Annotated in this window: 11 protein-coding genes; 6 read left to right on the top strand and 5 right to left on the bottom strand. The window is 73.9% G+C overall.

The genetic code is table 11. From position 1 onward, the window contains the following. Positions 1-14: 14 nt before the first annotated feature. Positions 15-716 (bottom strand): SDR family oxidoreductase, encoded by a 702-nt coding sequence (locus ABD220_RS08125; protein ID WP_344121468.1) that lies wholly within the window; start codon positions 714-716, stop codon positions 15-17. A 221-nt stretch (positions 717-937) separates the two neighbouring features. Here ABD220_RS08125 and ABD220_RS08120 point away from each other — a divergent pair, with 221 nt between their 5' ends. Beyond that, complete coding sequence (locus tag ABD220_RS08120; RefSeq protein ID WP_344121466.1) at positions 938-2,332, top strand: aldehyde dehydrogenase family protein; 1,395 nt, start codon at positions 938-940, stop codon at positions 2,330-2,332. A 40-nt stretch (positions 2,333-2,372) separates the two neighbouring features. Here the strand turns inward: ABD220_RS08120 and ABD220_RS08115 are convergent, their stop codons facing one another. Next, a complete protein-coding gene (locus tag ABD220_RS08115; protein WP_344121463.1) occupies positions 2,373-4,058 on the bottom strand; it encodes an ABC1 kinase family protein in 1,686 nt (561 codons plus the stop codon). Continuing rightward, entirely contained in the window at positions 4,055-5,197 is a 1,143-nt protein-coding gene (locus ABD220_RS08110) for a hypothetical protein (protein WP_344121461.1), read from the bottom strand. Before ABD220_RS08110 ends, ABD220_RS08115 begins: the two co-directional genes overlap by 4 nt. A 192-nt stretch (positions 5,198-5,389) precedes the next feature. On the opposite strand from ABD220_RS08110, the gene ABD220_RS08105 reads away from it, so the two are divergent. After that, positions 5,390-6,811, top strand: coding sequence for a hypothetical protein (locus tag ABD220_RS08105; protein WP_344121459.1), 1,422 nt, complete (start codon positions 5,390-5,392; stop codon positions 6,809-6,811). 69 nt (positions 6,812-6,880) lie between these two features. Further along, entirely contained in the window at positions 6,881-7,084 is a 204-nt protein-coding gene (locus ABD220_RS08100) for a hypothetical protein (RefSeq protein WP_058875007.1), read from the top strand. Between the two features lie 64 nt (positions 7,085-7,148). Here the strand turns inward: ABD220_RS08100 and pepN are convergent, their stop codons facing one another. Then, a complete protein-coding gene (gene pepN / locus ABD220_RS08095) occupies positions 7,149-9,773 on the bottom strand; it encodes an aminopeptidase N (RefSeq protein ID WP_344121456.1) in 2,625 nt (874 codons plus the stop codon). Positions 9,774-9,894: 121 nt separating this feature from the next. On the opposite strand from pepN, the gene ABD220_RS08090 reads away from it, so the two are divergent. Together ABD220_RS08090 and ABD220_RS08085 are read left to right on the top strand one after the other, a co-directional pair. Next, on the top strand, positions 9,895-10,353 hold the full coding sequence (locus tag ABD220_RS08090; RefSeq protein ID WP_344121454.1) for a DUF2243 domain-containing protein: 459 nt from the start codon (positions 9,895-9,897) through the stop codon (positions 10,351-10,353). Further along, the gene (locus tag ABD220_RS08085) at positions 10,350-11,129 is read left to right on the top strand and encodes a cytochrome c oxidase assembly protein (protein WP_344121452.1); all 780 of its coding nucleotides are present in this window, start codon (positions 10,350-10,352) and stop codon (positions 11,127-11,129) included. Before ABD220_RS08090 ends, ABD220_RS08085 begins: the two co-directional genes overlap by 4 nt. A 10-nt stretch (positions 11,130-11,139) precedes the next feature. Here ABD220_RS08085 and ABD220_RS08080 read toward each other — a convergent pair whose 3' ends face one another. Then, complete coding sequence (locus ABD220_RS08080; RefSeq protein WP_344121450.1) at positions 11,140-11,412, bottom strand: hypothetical protein; 273 nt, start codon at positions 11,410-11,412, stop codon at positions 11,140-11,142. A 278-nt stretch (positions 11,413-11,690) separates the two neighbouring features. Between ABD220_RS08080 and ABD220_RS08075 the strand changes: the two genes are divergently transcribed. Next, entirely contained in the window at positions 11,691-12,686 is a 996-nt protein-coding gene (locus ABD220_RS08075) for a polysaccharide pyruvyl transferase family protein (protein ID WP_344121448.1), read from the top strand. Positions 12,687-12,705: the final 19 nt, after the last annotated feature.

Below are 12,705 nucleotides of genomic sequence, written 5' to 3'. Positions count from 1 at the left end.
GGGCCGGGCTGCGATCAGGGCCAGGAGCCCTCCTCGGCGTGGGCGATGAACAGCTCGCGGATCTCGCAGCCGCGCGGCTGGGCGAGGGCGAACAGCACGGCGTCGGCGACGTTCTCCGGATCGTTGAGCTGGGAGTCGTCCTGGGGCTTGTACTGCTCGTCCCGGTCGTCGAAGAACCGCGTCTTCATGCCGCCGGGGATGAGCTGGGTGACGCCGACCTCGCCCTTGAGCTCCGCGGCGAGGGCCTGGCTGAAGCCGAGCACCCCGAACTTGGACGCGCAGTAGGCCGTCGCGTCCGAGACGCCCTTCAGCGCCAGGGTGGAGGCCACCGTGATGACCCGGCCCCGCGACTCCCGCAACGCGGGCAGCGCCGCACGCACCGTGGACACGGTGCCGAACAGGTTGACCTGCACGACCTTCTCCCACTCGGTGCTCGCCACGTCCTCGAGCCGGCCGCAGCGGTCGATGCCGGCGGCGGTGACGACCGCGTCCAGGCCGCCGGCGGACTCCACCGCCCTGCGCACCGTCTCGGTCACCGCGGCGGTGTCCGCCACGTCGACCTCGTAGGCGGTGACGCCGGTGAGCGTGCTGATGTCCCGGTCCAGGACGATGGGGGTGCCCCCGTTGTCGCGGACGGCCTCCGCCACAGCGGCGCCGAGCCCGGAGGCACCGCCGGTGATCAGCACCCGGCCGGGGTTGGTGGGCTGGAAACTCATGCAACTTCCTCTCTGCTGGACATGGCCGCGCCCGCGGCCGAGCCGCGGGCGGGCGTGCTGCTCCTGGTCGGAACAGGGGCAGGCCCCGCGGGTGCGGCGGCCTGGTCACTGCTACCGTAGCCGTTCCCGGGCCGTTCATCAGTATGCTCATCAGGACGGCCCCCCGCGGTGTCCGCACGGGCACGGCCGGAGGACGCCCAGCCGAACGGAGAAGGAGTTCCATGACCACCGCAGCACCCGCCACCGCCCCGACGACCGAGCTCACCGTGCTGGATCCCCGGGACGGCTCCACGGTCGGCACGGTGGCCGCCGCCACGGACGAGGAGGTGCGTGCCGCGGTCGCGACCGCCCGCCGCGCCGCCCGTGACTGGGCGCGGACCGCCCCCGAGGAGCGCGGGAAGGCTCTGCGCGCCGCCGCCGACCGCCTCGCCGAGCACGCCCAGGAGCTCGCCGAGCTCAACGCCCGTGAGACCGGCAAGCCGGTCGAGGAGTCCCTGGGCGGAGTCATGGCCGGGGTCGGCACCCTCCACCAGTACGCGGAGCTCGGCCCTGTGCACCGGGGTCACAGCCTGCGCGGCAGCGTGCTGGCGGCCGACTACACCGTCGCGGAGCCGCGCGGCGTCGTCGTCGCCCTCACCCCCTGGAACGACCCCGTGGCCGTGGCCGCAGGCCTGCTCGGCGCCGCGGTCGTCACCGGCAACACCGTGGTGCACAAGCCCAGCGAGCGCTGCCCGCACGTCGGGGCGCGCCTCGGGCAGATCCTCGCCGAGGCCCTGCCCGCCGGGGTGCTCACCACCGTCACCGGCGGCGCCGCCGTGGGCGAGCTGCTCACCGCGCTGCCCGACGTCGACGTCCTCGCCCATGTCGGCTCCACCGCCACCGGGGAGGCCATTGCCCGCGCCGCGGTCGGCACCGGCGCCCACGTGATCCGGGAAAACGGCGGCAACGACGCCCTGGTGGTCGACGACGACGTGGACCCCGTCTGGGCCGCCGGGCAGGCCGCCCTCGGCGCGTTCGCCAACTCGGGGCAGATCTGCGTGGCGGTCGAGCGGATCTACGTCCACCGGGCTGTCGCCGAGCCGTTCCTCGAGGCCCTCGCCGAGGAGGCGCGCCGGCGCAACAGCGGCGGAACGCTCGCCCCGCTGGTCGACGAGCGGATGCGCGAGGAGGTCCACCGCCAGGTCGCCGACAGCGTCGCCCACGGGGCGGTCGTGCTCGAGGGCGCGCAGGTCCCGGAGGGCCCCGGCGCGTTCTACCCGGCCACCGTGCTGAGCGGGTGCACCCCCGGGATGACCGTGATGGCCGAGGAGACGTTCGGGCCCGTGGCACCGGTGCAGGTCGTCGACAGCTTCGACGAGGGGCTCCGGCTGGCCGCCGCCGACCGCTACGGGCTGGCCGCCACCGTGCTCACCGGGCGGATCGCCCACGCCCAGCGCGCCGTGGCCGAGCTGCCGGTCGGCACGCTCAAGGTCAACAACGTCTTCGGCGGTGCCCCGGGGGGTGCGGCGCAGCCGCGCCGGGCCTCCGGCGCGGGCTTCGGCTACGGGCCCGAGCTCCTCGACGAGATGACCCAGGTGAAGGTCGTCCACGTCGAGATGCCGCCCACCGCCGGCTGAGACGCGGGACCGCGCCGCACCGTGGGCCGGAGCGGCGCGGTCAGAACGCGCGGCGGCGGAGCCGGATGGTGCTGGCCAGGCGCCGGACCTTCGGCACGTTGGTGGAGAGCACGAGGTAGCCCGTGAGGGTCCCCACGGTGGTCGCGCCACCGGCGATGAGGGGGGTGTGGAACCTCCGCCACCGGTCCGGGTCGGACGCGAGGATGTGGGCCATGCCGTTGATGGACGCGGCGATCACCGCGCCGGCCACCACCTGGTGGCCGATCTTCTCGCCGCGCCGCAGCAGCGGCTCGATCTCGTCGGCGCGCAGGTGGACGTCGAAGCCGCCCCGCTCCAGCACCACGATGAGCCGCCGGAGGTACTCGGGGGCCTCCACGCCCATCTGCACCGCGTCCTGCAGGATGTCGCGCAGCCGCTTGGCGAGGATCTCCGGGGAGAGCCGGTGCAGCACGAACCGCTGCGCGTACGGGGTGAGGACCGAGACGAGGTCGAACTCCGGGTCCAGCCCGGTGCCCACGGACTCCGCCGTGACGAGCATCCGCAGGAACAGGGCCGACTCGCGCGGCAGGTGCATCCGGTACCGGCGCAGCATCCCGATGAGGTCGCCCATCAGGTGGCCCACCCGCACCTCGTGCAGGGGCTTGTTCGAGTAGCGGCGCAGCATGATCGCCACGTCCCGCTCGAGCTCCTTCTTGTTGACGTCCTGCTCCTGCGAGGTCAGCCCCAGCAGCCCCGCGGCGACCCGGCGCGGGTTCTCCTGCACCACGCCGAGCATCAGGGTCACCAGGTGGTCCCGGAACTCGTCGGTGAGGGTGCCCATCATCCCGAAGTCGATGATGCCGATCCGCCCGCCGGTCTCCACGAAGAGGTTGCCGGGGTGCGGGTCCGCGTGGAAGAAGCCGTGCTCGAAGATCATCCGGCAGATGGCCTCGGTCGAGTCGACGGCCAGCAGGTGCCGATCGAGCCCGGCGCTCTCGAGCGCCGGGTAGTCGTTGATCTTGATGCCCCGGATCCGCTCCATCGTGAGGATCCGGGAGGTCGAGGCCTCCCAGAAGATCTTCGGGATGTGCACCCGGGGGTCGCCCGTGAAGTTCTCGGCCATCCGCTGGGCGTTGCGGGCCTCCGTGAGGTAGTCCAGCTCGTCGCGCAGGGACTGGGCGAACTCGTCCGCGAGTCCCTCGAGGTCGAAGTGCTCCACCGCGGGCCAGTAGGTGGACAGCAGCTTGGCCAGCTCCGAGAGGATTTCGAGGTCCCGGTTGACCTCCTCGACGACGCCGGGGCGGCGGACCTTCACGATCACGTCCACCCCCTTGTACACGGCCGCGTGCGCCTGGCCGATCGAGCCGGTGGCGAGGGGCACGGGGTCGATCTCGGCGAGGATCTCCTCCGCCGCGGAGTCGGGCTCCGACTCGATCATCTCCCGGATCCGCTCCGGCGGCACCGCGGGGGAGCTGTCCTGCAGCCGCGTCAGCTCCTGCACGTACCGCGCCGGCAGCAGGTCCGGCCGGGTGGAGACCACCTGTCCGAGCTTCACGAACGTGGGACCGAGCTCCTCGAGGGCCTGACGCAGGTGCACGGGCTGGCTGTAGAGCTTGTTCGGGTCGATGAGCCGGACCCGGGCCAGGGGGGCGCGCCACTCCTCCTTGATCCCGCCGAGGGCGAAGCCGAAGCCGTGCTTCGAGAGGACCTCGAGGATCTGGAGGAAGCGCTCCCTGCGGCTGATCATCGGCGGGCCACTCCGGTGCTCATCCGGGCCAGGTAGAAGGACATGAACCCGGTCGCGACCGCCACGATGAAGCACAGCGCGCTCACCAGGGGCTCGATGCCCAGGAAGACCACGCCCACCCCGCCCAGCAGCACGGTCATGGCCAGCAGCACCCACACGGCCGCGTGCACCCGGCCGAGCACGCCGGTCCCCGCGCCGGCGGACGACCGCTGGGCGGAGACGTCGTCGTCGTGCGGGACCCGCTCGGCGGCGGACACGGCCAGGCCCTTGCGCCACTTCTTCGCGTTGCGCGAGCGGTCGGCCTCGGCGGGGACGTAGGCGTCCGGGACGGCGTGGCCGCCGCCGGGCGGCAGCAGCTCGGGGACGTCGTTGGGCAGCTGCTCGAACCACTCCGCGGGGATGTCCTCGGGGCGCGCGGCCTGGATCGTCATCGAGACCTCGAAGGCCGAGCCCCGGATGGTGCCCCACACCGCGGTGAGCTTGTCCTGCTGGAAGGCGTGGTCGATGATCGGGATGAACTGCTCGGACATCTGGGTGGAGAGCCGGCCCACCTGGCGGCGCTCGTAGAGCACGTCGACGATGTCCAGGGTCTGCCCGTGGTGGTTGCGGACCTTGTTGGTCTCCAGGGTCAGCATCACACGGCCCTCACCGGACGGGGGGATGACGCTGTGCAGGTACTCGGCGAACTCCTGCTCGTCCAGGACCTTGATCGACGGGCCCTGCGGCAGCACCGCGGCCTGCGCCGGGGGCGTGTTGAGCGGGAACAGCAGGTCCGGGGCGGCGATCGACAGCCGCGCCGAGGCGTCGACCTCCGCCTGCCCGTCCTGGCGCAGGACCGTGGCCTCCAGCTTCAGCGGCGCCACCGGGGTGTAGCCGGAGGCGATGACCCGCGCGAGGTAGGGCCAGTACCGCTGGGCGTCCTGCTGGGCGAGATGACCGATCTTGTTGGGCCCGATCCGCACCGAGACGGTGTGGGGGTCGAAGGGGTTGTCCGGCTCCGGGACCAGCGCCGCGCTGCCCGTCCAGGTGCGCAGCTTGCCGAAGGACAGACCGCCGAACACCCGCATGATCTCGGTGTCGTAGAAGTTCTCCGTGACGATCTCCAGAGAGCCGCGGTCGTTGAGCGCGTAGTCGGTCATGGTCTCCCTCGATGGAGCTGGGGCATCAAGTCGTCAATAGCTTCTCACGATTCCCGGGACGCCCGGTTCATCCCCCCGGCCCGTAGGGTGTCCGCGCTGACTGGTGCAATGATGACCGATCAGGACACCGGGCCGGCCCGGTGACCACCCCGGGACGAGGGCCGGACCGGGACTTGTGAAGGAGGCGCGCGGATGCCCCAGGGCCAGGTCCCCCCGCCCGAGCCCGACCGCCCGGCGGTGGACGTCGACGTGCTGCGCACGCTGTTCCTCAGCCCCGCCGACTGGATCCACCGCCGCGTGGAGTCCGTGCTGATGAGCCCCGACGGCGTCACCCGCCGGAAGGTCTCCCTCGACGTGGACCTCGCCGCGCGCGCCCCGTGGCCGACCGACGCCGCGGGCCGGCTGCTGGTGCCCGTGACCATCCAGGCGAAGCAGCCCCTGCGCAACTTCGACGCCGTCTGCCAGGGCGACCCCGTCCCGGTCCTCAGCACGGAGGACAACGGCGCGCTCGCCGTGCTGCTCCTGCGCGGGCTGATCCCGGAGCAGCTGCCCCCGGCGGAGGCGGCCGTCCTGGCCGACGACCACGTCCCGGCCGTCGTGCACGCCCCCGAGCTGCTCGTGGAGGACGCCCTCGACGGGTTCTGGGCCTACTGCGAGCACCTGCGCGCCGTGGTGCAGGGGCTCGTCGACGGGGGGCGGCTGGCGGCGGAGGACGCCGAGCACTGGGACGCCGACCTCGCCCTGTTCACCACGGTGGCCGACCAGCTGGCCCGCGGCTTCCTGCTGACCTTCGCGCTGCCCGCCGAGTTCGCAGGACGCCGGCTGGTGCTCAAGTACTCGATGGACGAGCAGTACGCCGCCGGCCGGAGACCGCGCGCCCGGGACCGTCTGCGGCACTGCTGGATGCCCTGGGTGGGGCGGGTCGGTCTGCACGACCTCGCGTCCTGCCGCAGCTTCCACCTGGAGCTGACGGTGCCCGCGGAGGTCCGGTTGCACGAGTTCACGGTCCTCTCGCACGAAGGGGGCCGCGCCGGTGGTCCGGGGGGTTCGCACCGGGCGGTGGAGCGGGTGCTCGCCGAGGACCGCACCGTGCGGCGGTGGCCGGGGGCGGTGCGCGGCCACCTGGCGCTGCGGCCCACGTCCCGCTTCGACGACGCCTTCTGCGAGATGGTGATCCTGCCGGCGCGGCAGGGGATCACGGCGTTCGCCTCCGTGGCGGTCAGCCTCATCACGGCGGTCCTGCTGCTCGTGGGGCTCGTGTCGACCGTGCGGGAGCACGTGCTGGGGCCGGGCTGGCAGGTGCCCTCCGCGGCGGCGTCGATCGTGATGTCCGTGGTGGCGGTGCTGCTGTCCTGGATCAACCGGCAGCCGGAGCACGACATCTCCGTGCGCGTGATGCGGCCCCTGCGCTACGCGCTGAACCTGGAGGCGCTGGTCATGCTGATGCTCGCCGGCGCGGCCTCGGTCCCCTTCGCCCCGGGGGCCGCCGCGGCGTACTGGTCGGTGCTCGTGCTGCTGCACGTGCTGTCCCTGGTGCTCGTGGCGCGCACCTGGTGGGTGCGGAGGTCCGTGGACCGGGGCTGGTACACGTCCCGGGCACGGCGGCACGGCTGATGACCGGCGGCGCCCTGTTCAGTGGGACGGCGGCCTCCTACACTGGAGTAGTCACGGAAAGGATCCACCATGGCCTATGACGCCCGGACCGGTCCCCAGGCGCCCCAGCCGCGCCGCGAGCACCGCAACGACTCCAAGGTGAACCTGCTGCAGCTGGGCAACTCGTCGATGTCGCTCGGCCAGAGCCTCGACCGGCGGGTCTTCAAGTCCAACGAGGACGCCCAGCGCGCCGTCGACCGCGTGCTGCGCCGCTCCGGGCGCCCCGCCGCCTGACACCGCCCCCGCCCCGCGCGGCACCTCCGGCCGTCAGCCGGGGACCCGGCGCGCGAGCCGGCGATCAGGGACGCGCCGCGGCCTGCGCCCGCAGGGCCCGCAGCAGGTGGTCCCGCTCCTCGACCAGGATCCGCCGCAGCGCGGCGGATGCCCCGGAGTGGTTGCTCAGCCACAGCTCCGTGCGGGCGAGCACCGGGTGGTGCTCGGGGTCGTGGCCGGGTTCGAGGTCGGCGCCGGCGGGGTAGAGCCCCTGCACGATGCGGGTGGCCATCCCGATGGAACGGCTCGCCCACACCTCCTCGAGCATGGCGAAGTACTTCTCGCGGTACGGCTCCAGCAGCTCCGCCGGGCCCAGCTGGAAGCCGGTCACCGTGGCGCTCAGCAGGTCGTTGGACAGCGCGTCACCGGTGATCGCCTCCCACGCCTCGGCCTTGGCGCGGGGCAGCGGGCGGGCGGCGCGGGTGCGGGCCCAGCCGACCTGCCCGGTGCGGGTCCGGTCCCCGGCACGCTCCTGCTCCAGGGCGACGTCCAGCCCGGGGTCCTCGCCGTGGCCGGTGGCCGCGAGCGCCGTCCACAGCGCCCAGCGCAGCTCCGAGCCCAGCCGCAGCCCGGGCAGCGCGTCCCGCCCGCCGAGGAGGTCGCGCAGCCAGCCGGCGTGGCTCCCGTCGCGGCGGGCCGTGCGGGCGGTGAGCCGGGCGAGGGCCAGCTGCCGGTCGCTGCCGGGGTCGGCCCGGCGCAGCTCCCGCACGGCGGCGTCGAGCAGCCGCCCCCGCAGCCGGTCCCGCCGGGCGGTCGGGCTGAACCGCTCGACGGCCTCCACGGCGTGGTCCACGGCGGTGGTGAACATCCCGGTCTGCGGCTCGGCGAAGCCGTGGTCCAGGACGGCGCCCACCCAGTCCCCGGGGTCCAGCTCGGCGTCGCGGGTGGCGTTCCACAGCCCCGACCACAGCTGGGCGCGGGCCATGTCGTCCTCCACGGAGGACAGGGAGCTCAGCGCCGTGGTCAGCGAGAGCGGGTCCAGGCGGGTCTTGGCGTAGGTGAGGTCCTCGTCGTTGACCACCAGCAGGGGCGCGGTCGAGCCGACGAGCTCGGGCACCTCCACGGAGGACTCGGCGGGCAGGTCCACGCTGACGGTGCCGGTGCGCACCAGCACGTCGCCGGGCCCGCGCTCGTAGCCGCCGAGCAGCAGCCGGTGCGGGCGCAGCACCCCGGGGCCGGGGTCCTGGAGCAGCGCCGCGAAGGTCACGGTGCCGTCCTCGTCCCGGGCGAGGTCCAGGGTCAGGGAGGTGACGCCGGAGGTCCCCAGCCAGGACTCCGCCCAGCCGTGCACGTCCCGCCCGGAGGCCTCCTGCAGCACGGCCAGGAAGTCCTCCAGGGTGGTGGACCCGTAGGCGTGGCGGCGGAAGTAGGCGCGGCACGCGTCGACGAACGGGCCGTAGCCCACGAACGCCACGAGCTGCTTGAGCACCGCGGCGCCCTTGGCGTAGGTGATGCCGTCGAAGTTCTGCCGGGCGGCCTCGAGGTCCTGGACGTCGGCGACCACCGGGTGCGTGGTGGGCAGCTGGTCCTGCCGGTAGGCCCAGGCCTTCCGGCGGTCCGCGAACGCGATCCACGCCTCCTCGAAGTCCGTGGCCTGCACGGACGCGTGCGCCCCCATGAACTCCGCGAAGGACTCCTTGAGCCACAGGTCGTCCCACCACGCCATGGTGACGAGATCCCCGAACCACATGTGGGACATCTCGTGCATCAGGGTGTTGGCCCGCCCCTGGTGCTCGGCGCGGGTGGCCCCGTCCGGGAACAGGTATTCCTCGGTGAACGTCACCAGCCCGGGGTTCTCCATGGCGCCCAGGTTGTACTCGGGCACGAACGCCTGTTCGTACTTGCCGAAGGGGTAGGGGTAGCCGAACAGCTCGGTGAAGAACGTCAGCCCCTGCCGGGTGAGGTCGAACAGCTCCCGTGCGCCGGTGCCCGCGTCCAGGTGCTCCGCCAGCGCGGCGCGGCAGTACAGGGCCAGCGGCACGGACATGCGGGTGCCGTCCTCGAAGGAGTGCCGCCACTCGCCCGTCACCCGGTGGTACGGGCCCGCCAGCACCGTGGTGATGTACGTGGAGATCCGCTCCGTGGCGGCGAACTCGTGGCGCACCGCCCCGGGCCGCTCGGCCTCCGGGGCGGGGGAGACCGCCATGCGGACCCCGTTGGAGGACACCTGCCAGCCCTCCGGGGCCAGGACCGTGAACCGGAAGGACGCCTTGAGGTCCGGCTGCTCGAAGTTCGCGAAGACCCGGCGGGCGTCCGCCGGCTCGTACTGCGTGTACAGGTAGACGCGGCCGTCGGCCGGGTCCACGAACCGGTGCATCCCCTCCCCGGAGCGCGAGTACAGCCCCCGCCCGGCCACCGACACCTCGTTGGTCGCCTCGAGGGAGGGCAGGCGGATCCGCGCGCCCTCGACGACGTCGTCGGGCTCCAGCTCCCGGCCGTTGACCGTCACCGACTCCACGGAGCCCCCGATGAAGTCCAGGAACGTCTGGGCGCCCTCCTCGGCGCCGAAGCGCACCGTGGTCACGGACCGGAACGTGTCCGTCTGCGGGTCCGGTGCGGCGGACAGGTCCAGCAGCACGTCGTAGCTGTCCACGGCGACGAGCTCGGAGCGGTCGGCGGTCTCGCGGCGGGTCAGGTTGTCGTTGCGCACCGTGCCATTGAACCACCCGGACCGCTCTGCCCGCCGGGCCCGGGGCGCCCGGACCCTCGACAGCCGGCGGTGCCACCGTAGGCTGGACCGCAACCCCGCCCGTGCGCACCAGGAGGACCCCATGGCCGACCAGGACCGCCGGACGCTGCTCGCCGGCGCGCTGCTGGGGGCGGGCATCGCAGCCTCCGTGGTGGACCTCGCCGTGTTCCACCTGCTCCTGCACTGGCACCACTTCTACGACCTGTCCACCACCGGCGTCGCCCTCGCCTCGGACGGGCTCTTCCACGCCTTCGGCTGGTTCGTCACCGTGGGCTCCCTGTTCCTTCTCGCCGACGTCCGGCGCCGGGGCGCCGTGTCCTGGGGCCGCTGGACCGGGGGCCTGCTCGCGGGCCTCGGCGCGTTCCAGCTCTTCGACGGGGTGGTCCTGCACAAGGTGCTCAGGATCCACCAGATCCGCTACGACGTGGACCTGCTGGTCTACGACGCCACCTGGATCGGCACGGCCCTGCTCGCGCTCGCGGCGGGACTGGTGCTGCTGCGCCGGACCCGCCCGGCCCGCCCCGCCCGCCCGGGGCGATGACGCACCACCACGGCGCCGCCGGCTGGGCCCTCCTCGACGCGACCGTGCTCGTCCTGCTCGGCCTGGGCGCCGCCGGCTGGGCCGCGGGGCTGTGGGCGGCGCGGCACCGCGGCCCGTGGCCGGCGCACCGCACGGTGCTGTGGTTCACGGGGCTGCTGTGCGCCGGAGTCGCACTGGTCGGTCCCCTGGCGGAGGCCGCCCGCACCGGCTTCACCGCCCACATGGCCGGGCACCTGCTGCTGGGGATGGCCGCCCCGCTGCTGCTGGTGCTCGCCGCCCCCGTGACCCTGGCGCTGCGCGCGCTGCCCGTGGCCCGGGCCCGGGTCCTGTCCCGTCTCCTGCGCACGCCGCCCCTCCGGGCGGTGACCCGTCCAGTGGTGGCCGGGACGCTCAACGCCGGGGGCCTGTGGCTGCTCTACACCACGGAGCTGTACGGTCGCATGCACACCTCGGCGCCCGTGCACGCGGCGGTGCACCTCCACGTGCTCCTGGCGGGCTGCGTCTTCACCGCGGCCGTGGTCGGGGTGGACCCGGACCCGCACCGGGGCTCGTTCCGGCTGCGCGCGGCGGTGCTGGTCGGCTTCGTGGCGGCCCACTCGGCGCTCGCCAAGCACCTGTACGGCCACCCACCGGACGGGGTCGGGGCGTCGGACGCCCGCACGGGCGCGCAGCTCATGTACTACGGCGGCGACGTCGTGGACGTGGCGCTGATCGTCGTGCTCTTCGCCCAGTGGTACGCCCGGCCCCGCGCCCGGACCGCCGGGCCGGTCGCCTGAGCGGACCGGCTCACGCTCCGGAGGCCGCCCCCTGACGGGCCTCGAGCTCGGCCGAGAGCTCCTCGTGGCGGTCCTGGGTGACGGGGTGGGGGCCGTCGGGGTTCACCAGGTACTCGTGCTCGAGCTGGCACACGACCCTGCTGTGCAGCACCTGCAGCTCCACGAGGGACAGTGCGGAGAGCTCCGCGGGGAATTCGGCGTCCGGGCCCAGGCACGTTTCGCAGTCCCGGTGCCCCCCGGCACCGGCGTCCGCCGGGGGCGGGGCGACGTCGACGCCGCTCACGCCGCCACCCCGCCCTGCTCCGCCCTGCTCCAGGGCGTGGGTGCATGCGGACGGGGACCCGGGCGCAGGGCCTGGGCGGCGAGGGACAGGAGATGGTTCATGGAGGGGTCCTTCCACAACAGGACGTCACGGCCGACGGCTCGATCCGTGCCATCGAGCCTAGTCTTCTGTGACGTGGGCCACCAGCCGTCGTGCTGACTCGTTACCGGACGTGACAGTGCTCACAGTGCGCCCGCGCGGCGGCCGTGGGCCCCGCTCCGGCCGGTAGCGTCGAGGCCATGCGCACACTCGTGGTCGGTTGGTCCAGCGTCCTGCACGGCGAGGCGACGGCCGGTGACGTCCTCGCCATGGACGCCGTCGCCGATGCCCTCGGCACGGGGGGCGTCCCGCACGACGTCGCCTGGAGCGCGGTCATGTGCCCGCCCGGTGGGCTGCGGCTCGAAGACGCCGAGCCCGCGCGCTACACGCACCTGGTGTTCGTCTGCGGGCCCGCGACGGGACGGTCGATCGCCGAGCTGCACGAGCAGTTCGCCCACTGCCGCCGGGTCGCGGTCGGGGTCAGCGTCCTCGACCCCGAGGACCCGGTGACCGCCGGGTTCCACCGCGTGATCGCCCGCGACCGCCCCGGTGCCGACGCCCGCCGGGACCTCGCCGCGCGGGCCGCGCCCCAGCTCGTGCCCGTGCTGGGCGTCTACCTCACCTCCGGCCAGCAGGAGTACGGTGCCCGCCGGAGGCACGACGGTGTCCGGGCCGGGCTGGAGGAGTGGCTGGGCCGGCTCGACGCCGCCCGGCTGCCCCTGGACACCCGGCTGGATCCGCGGGACTGGCGGCTGCCCGCCACCGCCGCCCAGGTCGGGTCGGTCATCGCCCGCCTCGACACCGTGGTGACCATGCGCATGCACGGACTGGTCCTGGCGCTGCGGGCCGGGGTGCCCGTGCTCGCCGTCGACCCCGTCGCGGGCGGCGGGAAGGTCACGGCCCAGGCGCAGGCCTGGGACTGGCCGGCCGTGGTCGGCGCCGACGAGCTCGACCCCGGGCGGCTCGACGACCGGCTGCGCTGGTGCCTGTCGCCGGCCGGGCGCGCAGCGGCCGAGGAGCGGGCGGCGATGGCCCCGAGCGGCTTCGAGCAGCTCGACGAGCTCGTCGGGGAGCTCCTCGGGGACCTGGCCGGCGAGCCGGGCCGGGACGCCGACGACGAGTTCGACCGGGAGCTCGGCCCGGAGCTGCTCCAGGCGGCGGCAACCGGGCGGCACCAGGGCGGACACGGGTCCTAGATCAGCCGCCTGATGATTT

The sequence above is a fragment of the Kocuria aegyptia genome, assembly GCF_039530085.1.
GTDB classification, from domain to species: Bacteria; Actinomycetota; Actinomycetes; order Actinomycetales; family Micrococcaceae; genus Kocuria; species Kocuria aegyptia.
This window is presented reverse-complemented; position numbering and strand designations above follow the sequence as displayed.